A 17009-nucleotide genomic window follows, 5' to 3' on the forward strand; every position below is an offset into this window, starting at 1 on the left:
TATTCACTATAACATTGTGATACGCTTATTTAAGTTGTCGTTTTGACAGCGGGTTTTTCTTTTTTTCTCTCTCTCATAATTGTTTAAAAAAGGATTGTTCTCAATGTCCAGCAATAGCCTCACCCCGTGCAATGTACTTTGGTATAACCAATTAGGTATGAATGACGTTGATCGTGTTGGTGGGAAAAATGCTTCCCTCGGTGAAATGATCACAAACCTCGCGGAACTGGGAGTTTCTGTTCCTAATGGGTTTGCTACCACAGCGCAAGCGTTTAATGATTTTCTGGAACAGAGTGGTATCAATCAGCGTATTTATGAATTGCTTGATAGTGTTGATGTTGACGATGTTAATCAACTGGCCCAAGCAGGTAATCAAATTCGCCAGTGGGTAATTGATACACCTTTTACGCCTCAGTTTGAAAAAGATATTCGCGATGCTTATCTCACATTAAGTGAAGGTGAGTCAGAAGCTTCTTTTGCCGTTCGTTCATCAGCAACAGCAGAAGATATGCCTGATGCTTCTTTTGCGGGCCAACAAGAGACGTTTTTAAACGTTCAAGGTATTGATGCCATTCTCGTTGCGATTAAACACGTATTTGCCTCATTATTTAATGACCGAGCAATTTCTTATCGTGTCCATCAAGGCTACGATCACCGCGGTGTTGCGTTATCTGCAGGTGTTCAGCGTATGGTGCGTTCTGATCTTGCCTCTTCAGGTGTGATGTTTACCATCGATACTGAATCAGGCTTCGATCAAGTTGTCTTTATTACATCAGCTTATGGTTTAGGTGAAATGGTTGTTCAGGGAGCAGTAAACCCTGATGAATTTTATGTACACAAGCCAACTTTAGCAAAAGGCCTACCTTCAATTGTTCGTCGTAACTTAGGTTCTAAAAAGATCCAAATGGTTTACGCAGACAGTATAGAGCATGGTAAACAAGTACGTATTGAAGATACGCCAGAAGCACTGCGCAATCGTTTCTCTTTGACTGATAATGAAGTTCAAGAGTTGGCAAAACAAGCTGTATTGATTGAACAACACTACGGTCGTCCAATGGATATCGAGTGGGCTAAAGATGGGCATAATGGTCGTTTGTATATAGTACAGGCTCGTCCTGAAACTGTTCGATCTAACCAGCAAGTGATGGAGCGTTATCAGTTAAATGAAAGCGGCTCTGTAATCATTGAAGGTCGTGCTATTGGTCATCGAATTGGTACAGGTACAGTCAAAGTTATTCATAACTTAAATGAAATGGATAGAATTGAAGCGGGTGATGTACTGGTTACTGACATGACAGACCCAGATTGGGAACCTATTATGAAAAAGGCCTCTGCGATTGTGACAAATCGTGGTGGTAGAACATGTCATGCTGCGATTATTGCACGTGAATTAGGTATTCCTGCTGTTGTAGGTTGTGGTGATGCCACAGAATGTATTACAGAAGGGCAAGTCGTTACAGTTTCTTGTGCTGAAGGTGATACGGGGTTTGTCTATGATGGCAAACTGGATTTTTCCATTCAAAGCTCCGCAATCGATAACATGCCTGAACTTGGTCTGAAAATCATGATGAACGTTGGTAACCCTGATCGTGCATTTGATTTCGCTGGTTTACCAAATGACGGGGTGGGCCTTGCGCGTTTAGAATTTATTATCAACCGTATGATTGGTGTCCATCCTCGCGCATTATTAGAGTATGACGATCAAAGCGAAGCATTAAAAGCTGAAATTAATGAGATGATGGCTGGCTATGAATCTCCTGTTGAATATTACATTAGTAAATTAACAGAAGGGATTGCGACATTGGCGGCAGCATTCTGGCCTAAACGTGTGATTGTTCGTTTGTCTGACTTTAAATCTAACGAATATGCCAACTTAGTTGGTGGTGACCGTTATGAGCCGGATGAAGAGAACCCAATGTTAGGATTCCGTGGAGCAGGTCGTTATGTATCCGATGATTTCCGTCGTTGTTTTGCGCTTGAGTGTGAAGCGGTAAAACGTGTTCGTAACGATATGGGGTTAGATAATGTTGAAGTGATGATCCCATTTGTTCGTACGGTGCGCCAAGCTGAAGAAGTTATTGAAGAATTAGCTGCAAACGGTTTAAAACGTGGTGAGAATGGCTTAAAAGTGATTATGATGTGTGAAATTCCATCAAATGCCTTATTAGCGGATAAATTCTTAGAACACTTTGATGGTTTCTCTATTGGCTCTAACGACATGACCCAATTAACATTAGGTCTTGACCGAGATTCTGGTGTCGTTTCTGCACTATTTGATGAGCGCAATGATGCAGTAAAAGCATTATTATCAATGGCAATCCAAGCGGCTAAACGTAACGGTAAATATGTGGGTATTTGTGGACAGGGACCTTCTGATCATGAAGATTTCGCACAATGGTTAATGGAAGAAGGGATTGATAGTTTATCTTTAAATCCAGATACCGTAATTAAAACTTGGGTGAAATTAGCACAATAGAATTAATATAAAGGTCATAAATTAAAGCTCACAAAATAATGTGAGCTTTTTTTATACAATTATTAAATAATAGGCAAAAAAAAAGCCTATCATGGGCTGACAGGCAAAGACTACACACAGCAATATTTTATATTCTTTAATTCCGCCAATTAATCTATTAATATGAAAGGCGAAATCATTAATTCGGTGAAACATTTGTTTCGTTGATATTTATATTAAGAGAAATGAGTTAATTATGCTCTAAGAATTATCTCAATAAAAATAATATTAGCCTATTTCAAAGTGAATATAACTAGCTGGTAACACACAGGTTTAAAAGAATGTAATTTGTTTCAAATTGTAAGTTTGAATATAAAAATATAATAATTCATTCTTAAATTGATAATCTTTATTAAACTTTAGTCTATTAATTTTAGAGCATGTAAGTAGCTACACTTACATGCCCATTATTATTTATTCTTTTTCAATAAAGTTTTTATTCATAAATTCTACTGTTTCAGTTAGATCAGGATTAGGCTTTGGTACTTCATTTATCCATGCATTTAATAAACTATGTGCAACAGCAAGAACAACAGGACCGATAAATAATCCAATCATACCTAATGTCAAAATGCCGCCAATAACTCCCGTTAGAATTAATACCATCGGTAAATCGGCCCCCATTTTGATCAAATATGGACGTAATATACCATCCATAGTTGCCACAGCTCCTCCCCAAATCACCATGACAATGCCCCAAGTTGTATCACCAGTCCAAAATAGCCATAGAACAGAAGGGATTAGCACTAATAAAGGGCCTATTTGTGCAAGGCAACAAATGAACATGACAACGGTAAGCACTGTGGCATAAGGAACACCTGATACCGCAAGGCCAATACCACCAACAATTGCTTGAATTAAGGCGGTTAATACCACTCCTAGGGCAACGGCACGAATAGACATTGATGCTAGTAAAATAGCCGCATCACCACGTTGGCCTGCTAAACGAATAGCAAAATGACGTAACCAAGCAACAACGTTTTCACCTTGTAAAAACAGTAAGCCAGAAAATAACAACATCACACCTAAATGCAGAGCAAATCGACCGATATTTAGGGCTTGAGCAAAAAACCAGTTGGCGGCTTGCCCAACATAAGGTTGAATTTTGGTGATTAATGCATTGCCACCAGAAACGAGAATAGAGTGCCATGTATCATAAAGTTTGCTTCCTATCATTGGGATATCATTAAGCCATAATAATTGAGGAGGCTGAATATTCGAAGGTGATTTAGCTAACTCAATGAGTGGAGCACTATTATCAATAACACTACTAATTAACAAGATAATAGGGATAACAAAGATCAGTAATATCAAGATCATCATTATCATGGTAGATAGCCAACGATATTTTACTCGTTTTTCAATAATAAGGAGTAAAGGCCATGTGGCAACAACAATCATTCCAGCCCAAATAAAACCCACAATAAAGGGATTGAGTATCCAAAAACTGGCGATAATAAAAAAAGAAATAAAAAGAACAGTGAATAAAACTTTGGGTATATCTGTATGGATCTGCGGTTTTTCCATGGTTTTAAATCCCTACACGAATAAAAATGCTAGAAGCAGATGAATAAACATTGCAAATATCACGTTGTTTATATCACTACGCAATTTGCCAGAATTGTATGATAAGGTGAACAGGTATCGGTCTGAAAGTACAAAATGAGGCAAAGTACCTCTTAGCATACATTTCAATATCAAAAATTAAGCAATGTGGACTATTAGATTAAAGAGCTATAACAAATGATCCCACGTATATCGCAAGCACCGCAAGTTAGTGAACTCACAACAGAATTTCTTGATACTCTTCGAAAAAATGGCTTCACTGGTGATATCTCCAGCAGTTATGCTGATAGACTCACTATGGCAACAGATAATAGTATTTACCAGTTATTGCCACAGGCGGTGGTTTTTCCTCGCTCAACGGCTGATGTAACTATTGTTGCACGCCTAGTCGATGAACCCAAATTTCATTCGCTTTCTTTGACACCAAGAGGCGGAGGTACCGGAACCAATGGGCAGGCATTGACTGATGGTATAGTGGTTGATTTATCTCGTTATATGAAACGTATTATTGAGATAAACCCAGAACAACGTTGGGTTAAAGTTGAAGCTGGTGTGATAAAAGATGAGCTCAATCTGTTTTTAAAACCCTATGGCTTTTTTTTCGCACCTGAACTTTCTACCAGTAACCGAGCCACATTAGGTGGAATGATTAACACCGATGCCTCAGGGCAAGGTTCTATGGTTTATGGTAAAACCTCTGATCATGTCCTTGGTGTTCGAGCGGTCTTGTTAGGTGGTGAACTGCTTGAAACCCGCGCCATGGATACGGCATTAGCCGAGAATATCGCACAAGAAAGCTCTGCTATTGGGAAGGTTTATCGAACTGTTTTATCCCGTTGCAAAGAACAACGAAAACTTATTCTTGAAAAATTCCCTAAATTAAACCGCTTTTTAACGGGATATGATTTGCGTCATGTTTTTAGTGATGACATGAAACGCTTTGATTTAACACGAATTTTAACCGGTTCAGAGGGTACGCTGGCTTTTATTACTGAAGCAACGTTGGATATCACGCCAATTCCCAAACAGCGCAGTTTAGTCAACGTAAAATATGATTCGTTTGACTCTGCATTGCGTAACGCGCCTTTTTTAGTTAAAGCCAATGCACTTTCTGTTGAAACTGTTGATTCCAAAGTCTTGAATCTTGCTCGTGAAGATATTGTGTGGCATTCCGTCAAAGAATTGATCACAGATGTGCCAGACAAAGATATGCAAGGCCTTAATATTGTTGAGTTTGCGGGTGATGATGAAGTATTAATTCATTCTCAAGTTACATCATTATGTCAACGTTTAGATTCATTAATGAAAGAGGGGCAAAGTGGTGTTATCGGTTATCAAGTGTGTGATGATTTAGCGGATATTAACCGTATTTATGCCATGCGTAAAAAAGCGGTGGGTTTATTAGGTAATGCAAAAGGGCAAGCAAAGCCTATTCCCTTTGTGGAAGATACTTGTGTACCACCAGAACATCTTGCTGATTATATTACAGAATTTAGAGCGTTACTTGACAGTCATCAACTCAATTATGGCATGTTTGGGCATGTCGATGCAGGTGTATTACACGTAAGACCCGCACTTGATATGTGCGATCCACAACAAGAATTGTTGATGAAATCTATCTCAGACGACATTGTCACGCTAACAGCCAAATATGGTGGGTTACTCTGGGGTGAACATGGAAAAGGCTTTAGAGCGCAATACAGCCCCGAATTTTTCGGTGAAACGCTCTATCATGAACTGCGTCAAATCAAAACGGTATTCGATCCTCGAAATAGGCTTAATCCTGGGAAAATTTGCCCTCCGTTAGAGGTTGATGAACCTATGAAACAAGTTGATACCATTAAACGAGGCACCTTTGATCGCACCATCCCTTTATCTGTTCGTCAAGATTTTAAAGGAGCTTTAGACTGTAATGGTAATGGGCTTTGCTTTAATTTCGATGCGAAAAGTCCAATGTGTCCTTCTATGAAAATTAGTGGGCAACGCATTCATTCACCTAAAGGGCGAGCTGCGCTAGTAAGAGAGTGGTTACGTTTATTAACAGAGCAAGGTGTTAACCCAAAACAACTTGGATCTAGCCTAGAAAATAACAAACCTAGCTTAAGAAGTTTGATTGAAAAAACACGTAATACATGGAAAGCCAAACGTGGCGAATATGACTTTTCTCATGAAGTGAAAGCGGCTATGAATGGCTGTTTAGCTTGTAAAGCCTGTTCAACTCAGTGTCCAATTAAAATTGACGTACCGTCATTTCGTTCTAAATTTACTGAATTGTACCACCAGCGCTACTTACGGCCATTAAAAGATCATATTGTTGCGAATGTTGAATTAACAACCCCTATCATGGCTAAAGCGCCAGGATTCTTTAATTTCTTTATGAAGCAACCCTTGGTGCAGTCATTAAGTAAACATACCATAGGAATGGTAGATTTACCGCTACTGTCATCGCCAACATTAAAACAACAATTAGCAGGTCACCACGCTCTAGATATGACGTTAGAAGATTTAGAACGTTTATCTGATAAGCAACGAAGCCATTATGTGCTGGTGGTGCAAGATCCTTTTACCAGCTATTACGACGCAAAAGTGGTCGCGGATTTTATCAAACTTATTGAAAAAATTGGGTTTAAACCTGTTTTATTGCCTTTTTCACCTAATGGAAAAGCGCAACATATTAAAGGTTTTTTACAGCAATTTAGTAAAACGGCACAAAAAACGTCAACCATGCTTAATCGTGTTGCAAAATTAGATATTCCAATGGTGGGAGTTGATCCCGCATTAGTGCTTTGTTATCGCGATGAATATCGTGAAATTTTGGGTGATAAACGGGGGGGTTTTGAGGTTCACCTCGTTCATGAATGGTTAAATAAATTAGTGAGTGAACCAATAGCTGTTCGCGATGATGCTGAAAAATGGTATCTTTTCGGGCATTGTACGGAAGTAACGGCACTACCACAAAGCATGAAACAGTGGCAGACAATTTTCCAACGCTATGGGCAACAACTCGAATTTGTAAGCACAGGATGTTGTGGAATGGCTGGTACTTATGGACATGAACTGAACAATTATGAAAACTCATTAGGCATTTACCAACTCTCATGGGGTAATGCACTAAAAACATTGCCGACAATGCGTTGCTTAAGCACAGGGTATTCGTGTCGTAGTCAAGTAAAACGTATTGATAATATTGAGCTTAAACACCCACTACAGGCACTATTGGAGATTATGCCATGATATGGAAACGTGAAACGACAATCGAGCATCTTAATCATATTGGGCAAAATAATATGATTAGCCATTTAGGTATTGAATTAACGCACCTCGGCGAAGATTATCTTGAAGGAACAATGCCTGTTGATCATCGTACAAAACAACCTCTAGGTTTGCTGCATGGTGGTGCTTCTGTTGTTTTAGCTGAAACCCTAGGATCGGTTGCTGGGTATCTTTGTACCGAAGGTGAACAAAAAATTGTGGGTTTAGAAATTAACGCTAATCATATTCGTTCAGCCAGAGAAGGTAAGGTGAGAGGGGTATGTAAACCTATTCATTTAGGGCGTTCTCACCAAGTGTGGTCAATAGAAATATTTGATGATGAAGATCGTCAAGTATGTATTTCAAGATTAACCACATCAGTTATTTCTTAAGAAAGTAAAAAAATTAAATGCACAAAGTGAAATACTCGCTTTGTGCGTTTTTATTTATAGATAATGAGAAAAAGAATAAAAATAGAGAACAAAAATAGAAATTATTCTTTATTTAGATTTTATTTTTAATGATAATCATTATCTTCATAATAAAAGAAAAGACGCTCACAATGTTAACTATTTCAAAATTCAACACCGCAGCATTATTAATTGCAGGTTTATTACTCACCGGATGTGATAATAATTCTACCTCTAAAACGAGTAATGATGTAAGTAATATTCCAGTACAAACTATTTCTGGTTTTAATATGGCGTATCCCACTTCATTTTCAATGAGCAGAGAAGATACTGAAAACTATTTTAAAATATTGCCTGATAATGTTCAGGACGTTACAACAGAAATGATAGTTTATAAGTCAAAGCCTATTTGCGATTTATCAGAAGTTCGCCTGGTTTATTTTAAAATGGCCGATGCAATGACTTACGATGTGGATGCTGGAGCACAAGGCATCGTTGATAATATTGCGATAATTGATGGTATGAATGAAATTTCCACATCAATAAAGCCATTAACCATTCCGAGTGTTGAAAGCCGACATGTTCTTTTTGAAGGGAATATGGCAAGAGAAAATGTAAGCTATGAAGGTGTTTTAGTGGCAGATCTAAGCACAAATCGCGTTTGGCAATTACAATTTATTAGTACGATAAATAGCCAGTCAAACAAGCAGAAATACAAACAAGTTATTGAATGTACAAGAGAACATATTCAAACCATTTCAATTAATAAATAAATTCAGCAAACACACAATACAATAAGAAGTTATTCCATCAGTGGTGCTATCTTATCCCGCATAACAAGCATAAAAATGAAACGTGTGCACAGTAAACATCATCGTGTAGATACATATTTTTATGCTTTTTTCTCTCGATTTCAGTGATAACATATAAAGTGTATTTATATTGCAACTTATATGCTTATTGTGCGAAATATAATAAAAATTAAAAGTTTTATTTTTTGTTATAAAAAAAGATAAAAGTGATATATTACATAGCGTTAAAAATAAAATTTAACAAATTTAACGCAATAATAGAACAAAAAACATACATTTGCATAATATCCTTTCAAAAGACATGGTTGAAGTGATAAGGGTTATCATTACCATTAGTGTCAGGAAAGATATCAATCTCCTTTCGAAATGAGGTCAGAAATGACAAACAACGTTGAAACTTTTTCTCTTAACGACACAGCTTGGCAAGGCATTGTACTGACGGATAATGCAGCAAAACATATTTGCCATTTAGTTGAGAAAAACCCTGAAAAACAGGGGCTTTCCTTAAATATCAAACCCTCTGGTTGTACTGGGTATGGTTATGTTATTGAACTCGCTGCAGGCCCAAGTGAAGATGATATTGTGTATGAACATAATGGTGCAAAACTGTTTGTTTCATTAAAAGCAATGCCATTCATCGATGGGCTTGTTGTTGATTATGTTCGTGAAGGACTTAATCAAATGTTTAAATTTAATAATCCTAAAGCTCAAAACGTCTGCGGATGTGGTGAGAGCTTTGGGGTATAACATAGTGAAGTCAGATTATGTCTCAGAGCAATGTTGAAATTGGTGATGAAGTTCAGGGATGGCTAAGCGATCACCACTATAAAGAAGGTTTTTATACCGATATATCAACCGATACCTTAGAAAAAGGATTAAATGAAGCGGTTGTACGTGCAATATCGGCAAAAAGAAACGAGCCAGAGTGGATGCTGGAATTTCGTTTAGATGCTTATCGCCATTGGTTAGAAATGGAAGAGCCACATTGGCTAAAAGCAGATTATCCATCGCTTAATTATCAAGATTATAGCTACTATTCTGCACCTTCTTGCAGTTCATGTTGTGCTAACGGTAGTTGTGCTGGTGGTGCAAATGAAGCAGTAACTAGTGATAAACAAGCTGCGCAAGATTATTTAACTAAAGAAGTTGAAGATGCCTTTAACCAACTGGGTGTCCCTGTAAGAGAAGGGCAAGCGGTTGCGGTTGATGCGATTTTTGACTCTGTTTCAGTTTCAACAACATATCGTGAAGAGCTTGCTGAACATGGCATTATTTTCTGCTCATTTAGCGAAGCTATTCAAGAATATCCTGATTTAGTGCGTCAATATTTAGGCACCGTTGTATCAAGCCATGATAACTATTTTGCCGCACTAAATGCCGCAGTCGCGTCTGATGGAACTTTTGTCTATATTCCAAAAGGGGTACGTTGCCCAATGGAATTATCGACTTATTTCCGTATTAATGCGGCTCAAACAGGTCAATTTGAACGAACTATTCTGGTCGCTGATGAAGGCAGTTATGTCAGTTATATCGAAGGTTGTTCAGCGCCAGTTCGTGACAGTTATCAACTTCACGCCGCTGTGGTTGAAGTCATTATCCATAAAGATGCTGAAGTAAAATATTCTACTGTACAAAACTGGTTCTCTGGTGGCGATAGTGAAGGTGGCATCCTTAACTTTGTAACTAAGCGCGCTATCTGTGAAGGCGAAAACGCCAAGATGTCGTGGACACAGTCAGAAACAGGTTCTGCAATCACTTGGAAATACCCAAGCGTGATTTTAAAAGGGGATAATTCTACTGCTGAATTTTTCTCGGTTGCTCTAACTAATGGCAATCAACAAGCAGATACCGGTACTAAGATGATCCATATTGGCAAAAATACCAAATCAACCATTATCTCTAAAGGTATTTCTGCGGGTAAAAGTCAAAATAGTTACCGTGGACTTGTAAAAGTTCTCCCTAGTGCAAAAAATGCCCGTAATTTTACACAATGTGATTCCATGTTAATTGGTACGCAATGTGGCGCACATACTTTCCCATATGTTGAGGTAATGAATAACTCAGCACAGCTTGAACACGAAGCGACAACGTCACGTATTGGTGAAGATCAACTGTTTTATTGTCGTCAGCGTGGATTAAGTGAAGATGATGCAATCTCAATGATTGTAAACGGATTTTGTAAAGACGTGTTCTCAGAATTACCGCTGGAATTTGCTGTAGAAGCACAAAAATTATTAGCAATCAGCTTAGAACATAGCGTTGGTTAAGTATTAATCAAATTCTGGGTGTAACGATACCGAAGGCATATATTATGTTAGATATTAAAAATTTACATGTCAGTGTTGAAGGCAATGAAATCCTGAAAGGACTAGATTTGCAAGTTCGTGCAGGTGAAGTTCATGCGATTATGGGGCCAAATGGTTCAGGTAAAAGTACCTTATCTGCAACACTTGCTGGTCGTGAAGAATATGAAGTAGATGAAGGTTCTATTACTTTCAAAAATAAAGATTTATTAGAATTAGAACCTGAAGATCGCGCAGGTGAAGGTATTTTTATGGCATTTCAATATCCTGTTGAAATACCCGGTGTTAGTAATCAGTTTTTCTTACAATCTTCAGTGAATGCAGTAAGAGAATATCGTGGGCAAGAGCCGTTAGATCGCTTTGATTTTGAAGATTTTATTGAAGATAAAATCAAATTACTGGATATGCCTCAAGATTTGTTAACACGTTCTGTTAACGTGGGATTTTCAGGTGGTGAGAAAAAACGTAACGATATTTTGCAAATGGCCGCACTAGAGCCTGAACTATGCATTTTAGATGAGACCGACTCAGGGCTTGATATTGATGCATTAAAAATCGTGTCTAATGGTGTTAATAGCCTACGTGATGGTAAACGTGCATTTATTGTTGTAACACACTATCAACGTATTCTTGATTATATTAAACCTGATTTTGTGCACGTGCTTTATCAGGGAAAAATCATTAAATCAGGTGATTTTTCATTGGCGCAAAAATTGGAGGAACAAGGTTATGGCTGGCTTATTGACCCTCAATGAAAAGCGTGAGAAACAGCGCCAAGTTGAACTACGTAATCAACAAGCACTAAAAACGTTTTCTGAGTTATATCATCAACGTAAGGGTGACGATAACCTCAATGCTCGCAATCATTGGTTGCAAGTTGAGAAAGTAGGTTTTCCTGTTTATCGTCATGAAGATTGGCACTATACGCCATTAGATGAGACGTTAAGCCAAAGTTATCAACAGCTACCACCTTTTGATGTGCGAAATTTAATTGCTAAACATGCTTTAGCGCTTGATTGCTATCGTATTGTGATGGTGAATGGTACGTTTTCGCCAACAGAAAGTAGTGAAGAATTTGGCCCTTATCAAGTAACCTTACTTGATAATCAGAGCGAGTTACCAGAAGCCGTCAATGGTGAAATTTTTCTGCATTTAGTTGAAAGTTTAGCGCCACATCCTTTGCTTATTACACTGAAAAACGGTGTTATTGCGGATAAACCGCTTTATATCCTTAATATTACACAAGGTGAGCATGGTGCAGAGGTGAATAACGCGAATTATCGTTTTCATCTTGATGTGGGTGCTAATACACAAATGCAGGTCATTGAGCACTATATCAGCAGTAACAATGAAAATCGTCATTTTACAGGCGCAAGATTAACGGCAACGATTGGTGATAATGCCTCTTTTAGCCATATAAAATTAAGTTTTGAAAATGCAGAAAGTCAGCACTTTGCACATAATGATATGACTATAGGTCGTGATGCGCGTGTTAATAGTTATGCTTTCTTATTGGGTGCTAAACTTAGCCGTCATCACACGAGTTCTGCGCTAAAAGGTGAAAATACAGAGCTTTCGATGAATAGCGTTGTATTACCTAAAGCAGGTGAAATTGCAGATACTCGTACTTGGTTGGTTCATGGTGAGAAAAATTGCCAAAGTCGCCAACTACATAAAAGTATTGCAATGGATGCAGGAAAAGCCGTATTTAACGGTATGATCACTGTTACGCCACAAGCATTAAAAACAGACGGTCAAATGACTAATAACAATCTGTTGTTGGGTGATAAAGCGCAAATTGATACTAAACCACAGCTTGAAATTTATGCCGACGATGTGAAATGTAGTCATGGTGCCACGGTAGGTAGAATTGATGATGAACAATTGTTTTATTTACGTTCACGGGGTATTCCTTTAAGTGATGCTCGTAAAATGATTATTCATGCATTTGCCGCTGAGTTAACTGAATCGATAGAAAATAGTGTGATTAAATCGCTTGTATTAGACAGAATTAATCAGCGCTTATTAGAGGTATAAAATAAGGCATTATGACGCATTCCATTGAAAAAGCGCGAGATGACTTTCCAATCCTTTCACAACAAGTGAAAGGAAAACCACTGATCTATCTCGACAGTGCCGCAAGCGCTCAAAAACCGGCTTGCGTCATTGAACATGAAAAGCAGTTTGCCTTAACACAATATGCCGCGGTTCATCGCGGCATTCATACGTTAAGTGCGAATGCGACAACGTTAGTTGAAAATGTCCGTAAAAAAGCCTGTGATTTTTTAGGTGCCAATAGCGAAGAAGAGATCGTTTTTGTTAAAGGAACAACGGAAGGGATCAATCTAATTGCGAATGTTTATAGCCAACGGTTCTTAAACGATGGTGATAATATCATCATCACAGAAATGGAACACCATGCGAATATTGTTCCGTGGTATATGCTGGCAAAACAGTATGGTTTTCATGTCCGTATTTTACCGTTATTGCAAGATGGTACGCTGGACTTAAGTCAGTTGCCTAGTTTAATTGATGAACGAACAAAATTACTTAGTATTACTCATCAATCAAATGTATTAGGTACAGTGAATCCTGTTGCACAAATTATTTATGATGCTCGGCAATATGCTTCTCAACAAGGTGGTGAATTACATATTTTGGTTGATGGTGCGCAGAGCGCAATGCATCAATCCATTAATGTTTCACAACTTGATTGTGACTTTTTTGTTTGTAGTGCTCATAAGCTTTATGGACCGACAGGGATTGGTTTGTTGTACGGTAAAAAAGCAGTACTCGATGAATTGCCACCTTGGGAAGGCGGTGGTGCAATGATAAAACATGTCCATATCAATGGTGATATTACCTATGCGGATGCGCCTTGGCGTTTTGAAGCCGGTACGCCTAACATTATGGGGATGATTGGCTTAGGTGCCGCATTAGATTATCTTTCAAATTTAGGCATGAATAATATTGCGGAATATGAAAATAGTATAATGAAGTATGCACAAGAGCAGCTACAAAAAGTAAAATCATTAACGCTGTATGGCAATGATTCTCGCCAAGGTGTGATAGCTTTTAATTTAGGTAAACATCACGCTTATGACGTGGGTGCTTTTCTTGATAATTATGGTATTGCGATCCGTACCGGGCATCATTGTGCTATGCCAATTATGGATTATTATCAAGTTCCAGCAATGTGTCGCGCATCTCTTGGGTTGTATACCAATAAAAACGATATAGATGCACTGGTTAATGCGCTATTGCGTGTCGAAATGCTATTAGGTTAAAGATTAAAACAAAGAGGTTATTCATGGCAGTTGCTAATTTGCCAGATGAAGCAAAATTATTACGCAATTTCTCTCGTTGTCAGGATTGGGAACAACGTTATCTTTATATGATGGAGCTAGGTGAGCGTCTTCCTCCTTTAACAGATGAACAACGCATTTCAGCTAACTTTATTGAAGGTTGTCAAAGCCAAGTTTGGATCGCTGTTTCTCTTAATGAGAGTAAGCAACTTATCCTTGCTGGTGATAGTGATGCAGGCATTGTTAAAGGACTAGTTGCCTTGGTTATTATCTTATTTCAAGGTAAAACAGTTGAGCAAGCTTTAGCGACGGATGTAAAACATTATTTCTCATCATTAGCACTGGAAAGTCACTTAACACCATCTAGAACACAAGGTTTACATGCAATGGTGACAACGCTTATTAGGCGTTTTTCAGAATACACTGTGGCGTAAATGTTACCTGATCCCTCATTAATGATCTAAACTGACTAATTATATGAATAGCATAACAATGATAATGTTATCATCATAATAGTCAGTTTATTTTATTTCTAACACACGGGATAAACGATGAAAAAATGGTTAACTCTCTTGGGTGCATCGCTATTAGGGATGAGTAGTCACTTATCTTATGCTACAGAATACCTATTACCTGATGATGGCCAGCGTATTATTGGTAATAATCAATCTTACATTGTGCCGGATGACAAGCGTTCACTAGAAGCGATAGCGTCTGAATATCAAGTGGGATTGCTCAATATGATGGAAGCAAACCCAGGTATTGATCCTCTTCTACCCGATGCCGGTAAAACATTAACTATTCCGTTGCAGATGATTCTACCGGACACTGTACGAAAAGGTATTGTTATCAATCTTGCCGAATTGCGCCTTTATTATTATCCCAAAGAAGGTGGTACAGTTGATGTTTATCCTATCGGTATTGGTCAATTAGGGCGTGAAACACCTGAAATGGTGACTTCTATTTCTCAACTTATAAAAGATCCCACTTGGACACCAACGGCCAATATTCGCAAAAATTATGCAGCAAAAGGAATAACATTACCTGCGGTTGTTCCTGCTGGCCCTGAAAACCCTATGGGGGCTTATGCGTTAAGATTGGCTCATAGTAGGGGGGAGTACCTTATTCACGGTACTAACGCTGATTTTGGTATCGGTTTAAGAGTTAGCTCAGGCTGCATTCGTTTACGTCCAAATGATATTGAGACATTATTTAATGTAGTGCCTAAAGGAAGCCGAGTTCAGGTTATCAATAAACCGATTAAATTTACTGAAACTGCAGACGGTAGACAAGTTATTGAAGTTCATCAGCCACTGTCCCGCAATGAAGATGACGATCCACAAACCATGCCTTTTACATTTACGAAGCAATTTAATGCTTGGTATGAAAGTGGCAAAGTCGATAAAAATAAAGTCGATGCAGAGCTTATTCGTCGCTCGGGTATACCTATGGATGTGACTATTGATTAAATATCTCATAAAGTTATAGAAAAAAAAACAGATGCTTATAAGCATCTGTTTTTTTATGAGTAGCTAATTTATATAAAAACAATTTAAAATCATAAAAAGTGTATTTTTTAACATTAAATTAACGATTATTTCCTTAATATCAAAAATATCTTTTGTTGATATAGGGAAATTGCAGTTATGAAAATTGATTCAAATAACATGGTTAGTACTTTTGAACGTGTTACTTCTAGTATTGAAAACAAATTTAGCCAGCTATCCGATTTATTAATATCAATTAAAAATAGTGCCAAAACATTGTTGTTAGGTAGTGAAGAACGTAAAAAAGAAAATATAAACTGGATATGTGCAAAATTGATTAATCGTATTACGGTACCGATTAATCATAAATATGACACCATAAATGAAAAAAAACTGTCGCTTGAGGCCACTATCAGTTCTCGATTTAAACAGAATTCACTGTCTGGAAATACCACTGAACTATTTAGTTTAGTCAAGAATGAGCTTTTAAAACAACAGAATAATAGGCTATCGTTTACTGATGGTCATCCAAATAAGCAAGTCAACTTAATGTTGGCGGCATTGTATGAAGTACATGAACAAGCTAGTGCCTTCATAAAAAACAAAATTCATCCAGGGTTGAATTTGTACTTGAAATCACAAATAGAGTGTTTAATTAAAGATAATTTTATTATTGAATATAAAACAGGAAATGAAAAGAGTACTGTAAACAATGAATATAGTGAATTTATTGATTTTCTTAGTAATATGCATGAAAAATACAAAGATGAATTGAATAATCATAAAAAAGCATTGAAAGAAAAAATAGAATATAAAATTGAGGAATTCTCCAAGCTTCAAGAAAATCTAAAAGAATATAATCTGATATAAATCAAAGCCCTAACTATGTTAGGGCTTTGTGATTAATACTTGCCTAAAGCTTTTGAGCTTATCGGTGAGTCAAATTACTTTTTATAAGTAGTGACTTGGTTATCTAAACGTTGATTAGCACGAGCGGCTTCGTCATAAGCTGATTTAGCTTCAGCACGAGCAGATTGTACATCACTACTTAGTTGTTGAACTTGAGAATTCAGGCTACTTACATCAGAAGAGATTTGATCTAACTGTGCATTATTACTAGAAGAACAACCTGCTAATAAGCCTGAAGCCAGAATTACCGCACCTAGTACAAGTTTCGCTTTCATAGTTACAACCTCTATTATTAATTTGTGTAAAGGAACAAGTAGCATTTATATGAAGCCATTAATAAGTATGGCACAGATATAAGAAAATGCTGGATTTATTTACCATATTCTACTTACTCATTAACTGAACAATAGAAAAAATAACACCTAAAACGCAAATATTCAGTACAAAAAA

At 37.5% G+C, this 17009-nt stretch carries 14 protein-coding genes; 12 read left to right on the top strand and 2 right to left on the bottom strand.

What is annotated here, in order from left to right; genetic code table 11:
• The first annotated feature begins 103 nt into the window (after nucleotides 1-103).
• Entirely contained in the window at nucleotides 104-2476 is a 2373-nt protein-coding gene (gene ppsA / locus DK866_RS09345; RefSeq protein ID WP_109408682.1) for a phosphoenolpyruvate synthase, read from the top strand.
• 453 nt (nucleotides 2477-2929) lie between these two features.
• On the opposite strand, the gene ydiK is transcribed toward ppsA, so the two are convergent.
• Nucleotides 2930-4042, bottom strand: coding sequence for an AI-2E family transporter YdiK (ydiK, locus tag DK866_RS09350; protein ID WP_109408683.1), 1113 nt, complete (start codon nucleotides 4040-4042; stop codon nucleotides 2930-2932).
• 216 nt (nucleotides 4043-4258) lie between these two features.
• Between ydiK and ydiJ the strand changes: the two genes are divergently transcribed.
• The 11 genes from ydiJ to DK866_RS09405 all read left to right on the top strand — a co-directional run bounded on the left by ydiJ (nucleotide 4259) and on the right by DK866_RS09405 (nucleotide 16520).
• Nucleotides 4259-7315, top strand: a complete 3057-nt coding sequence (ydiJ, locus tag DK866_RS09355; RefSeq protein WP_109408684.1) for a D-2-hydroxyglutarate dehydrogenase YdiJ — start codon at nucleotides 4259-4261, stop codon at nucleotides 7313-7315.
• The gene (menI, locus tag DK866_RS09360; RefSeq protein ID WP_109408685.1) at nucleotides 7312-7725 is read left to right on the top strand and encodes a 1,4-dihydroxy-2-naphthoyl-CoA hydrolase; all 414 of its coding nucleotides are present in this window, start codon (nucleotides 7312-7314) and stop codon (nucleotides 7723-7725) included. The genes ydiJ and menI overlap by 4 nt, the downstream gene beginning before the upstream one ends.
• Nucleotides 7726-7895: 170 nt before the next feature.
• Nucleotides 7896-8516 carry a hypothetical protein gene (locus DK866_RS09365; protein WP_109408686.1) on the top strand — a complete coding sequence of 207 codons (621 nt, stop codon included), beginning with the start codon at nucleotides 7896-7898 and terminating at the stop codon, nucleotides 8514-8516.
• 417 nt (nucleotides 8517-8933) lie between these two features.
• Nucleotides 8934-9302, top strand: a complete 369-nt coding sequence (sufA, locus tag DK866_RS09370; RefSeq protein WP_109408687.1) for a Fe-S cluster assembly scaffold SufA — start codon at nucleotides 8934-8936, stop codon at nucleotides 9300-9302.
• A gap of 17 nt (nucleotides 9303-9319) precedes the next feature.
• Nucleotides 9320-10822, top strand: a complete 1503-nt coding sequence (gene sufB, locus DK866_RS09375; RefSeq protein WP_109408688.1) for a Fe-S cluster assembly protein SufB — start codon at nucleotides 9320-9322, stop codon at nucleotides 10820-10822.
• Nucleotides 10823-10866: 44 nt separating this feature from the next.
• Nucleotides 10867-11613 (top strand): Fe-S cluster assembly ATPase SufC, encoded by a 747-nt coding sequence (gene sufC, locus DK866_RS09380; RefSeq protein ID WP_072070316.1) that lies wholly within the window; start codon nucleotides 10867-10869, stop codon nucleotides 11611-11613.
• The gene (gene sufD, locus DK866_RS09385; protein WP_109408689.1) at nucleotides 11588-12895 is read left to right on the top strand and encodes a Fe-S cluster assembly protein SufD; all 1308 of its coding nucleotides are present in this window, start codon (nucleotides 11588-11590) and stop codon (nucleotides 12893-12895) included. The genes sufC and sufD overlap by 26 nt, the downstream gene beginning before the upstream one ends.
• Before the next feature lie 11 nt (nucleotides 12896-12906).
• Nucleotides 12907-14145 carry a cysteine desulfurase SufS gene (sufS, locus tag DK866_RS09390; RefSeq protein WP_167395481.1) on the top strand — a complete coding sequence of 413 codons (1239 nt, stop codon included), beginning with the start codon at nucleotides 12907-12909 and terminating at the stop codon, nucleotides 14143-14145.
• Nucleotides 14146-14168: 23 nt separating this feature from the next.
• Entirely contained in the window at nucleotides 14169-14597 is a 429-nt protein-coding gene (gene sufE, locus DK866_RS09395) for a cysteine desulfuration protein SufE (RefSeq protein WP_109408691.1), read from the top strand.
• Between the two features lie 117 nt (nucleotides 14598-14714).
• The gene (locus tag DK866_RS09400) at nucleotides 14715-15632 is read left to right on the top strand and encodes a L,D-transpeptidase family protein (protein ID WP_109408692.1); all 918 of its coding nucleotides are present in this window, start codon (nucleotides 14715-14717) and stop codon (nucleotides 15630-15632) included.
• 177 nt (nucleotides 15633-15809) lie between these two features.
• A complete protein-coding gene (locus tag DK866_RS09405; protein WP_109408693.1) occupies nucleotides 15810-16520 on the top strand; it encodes a hypothetical protein in 711 nt (236 codons plus the stop codon).
• Between the two features lie 74 nt (nucleotides 16521-16594).
• Here DK866_RS09405 and DK866_RS09410 read toward each other — a convergent pair whose 3' ends face one another.
• A complete protein-coding gene (locus DK866_RS09410) occupies nucleotides 16595-16834 on the bottom strand; it encodes a major outer membrane lipoprotein (protein WP_036937280.1) in 240 nt (79 codons plus the stop codon).
• Nucleotides 16835-17009 lie beyond the last annotated feature (175 nt).

The sequence above is a fragment of the Proteus genomosp. 4 str. ATCC 51469 genome, from assembly GCF_003144375.1.
Lineage (GTDB): Bacteria > Pseudomonadota > Gammaproteobacteria > Enterobacterales > Enterobacteriaceae > Proteus.

Bases quoted from the DNA above. Each gene is read 5' to 3' on its own strand.
- ppsA (WP_109408682.1), top strand. From the start codon at position 104: ATGTCCAGCAATAGCCTCACCCCGTGCAATGTACTTTGGTATAACCAA.
- ydiK (WP_109408683.1), bottom strand. From the start codon at position 4,042: ATGGAAAAACCGCAGATCCATACAGATATACCCAAAGTTTTATTCACT.
- ydiJ (WP_109408684.1), top strand. From the start codon at position 4,259: ATGATCCCACGTATATCGCAAGCACCGCAAGTTAGTGAACTCACAACA.
- menI (WP_109408685.1), top strand. From the start codon at position 7,312: ATGATATGGAAACGTGAAACGACAATCGAGCATCTTAATCATATTGGG.
- DK866_RS09365 (WP_109408686.1), top strand. From the start codon at position 7,896: ATGTTAACTATTTCAAAATTCAACACCGCAGCATTATTAATTGCAGGT.
- sufA (WP_109408687.1), top strand. From the start codon at position 8,934: ATGACAAACAACGTTGAAACTTTTTCTCTTAACGACACAGCTTGGCAA.
- sufB (WP_109408688.1), top strand. From the start codon at position 9,320: ATGTCTCAGAGCAATGTTGAAATTGGTGATGAAGTTCAGGGATGGCTA.
- sufC (WP_072070316.1), top strand. From the start codon at position 10,867: ATGTTAGATATTAAAAATTTACATGTCAGTGTTGAAGGCAATGAAATC.
- sufD (WP_109408689.1), top strand. From the start codon at position 11,588: ATGGCTGGCTTATTGACCCTCAATGAAAAGCGTGAGAAACAGCGCCAA.
- sufS (WP_167395481.1), top strand. From the start codon at position 12,907: ATGACGCATTCCATTGAAAAAGCGCGAGATGACTTTCCAATCCTTTCA.
- sufE (WP_109408691.1), top strand. From the start codon at position 14,169: ATGGCAGTTGCTAATTTGCCAGATGAAGCAAAATTATTACGCAATTTC.
- DK866_RS09400 (WP_109408692.1), top strand. From the start codon at position 14,715: ATGAAAAAATGGTTAACTCTCTTGGGTGCATCGCTATTAGGGATGAGT.
- DK866_RS09405 (WP_109408693.1), top strand. From the start codon at position 15,810: ATGAAAATTGATTCAAATAACATGGTTAGTACTTTTGAACGTGTTACT.
- DK866_RS09410 (WP_036937280.1), bottom strand. From the start codon at position 16,834: ATGAAAGCGAAACTTGTACTAGGTGCGGTAATTCTGGCTTCAGGCTTA.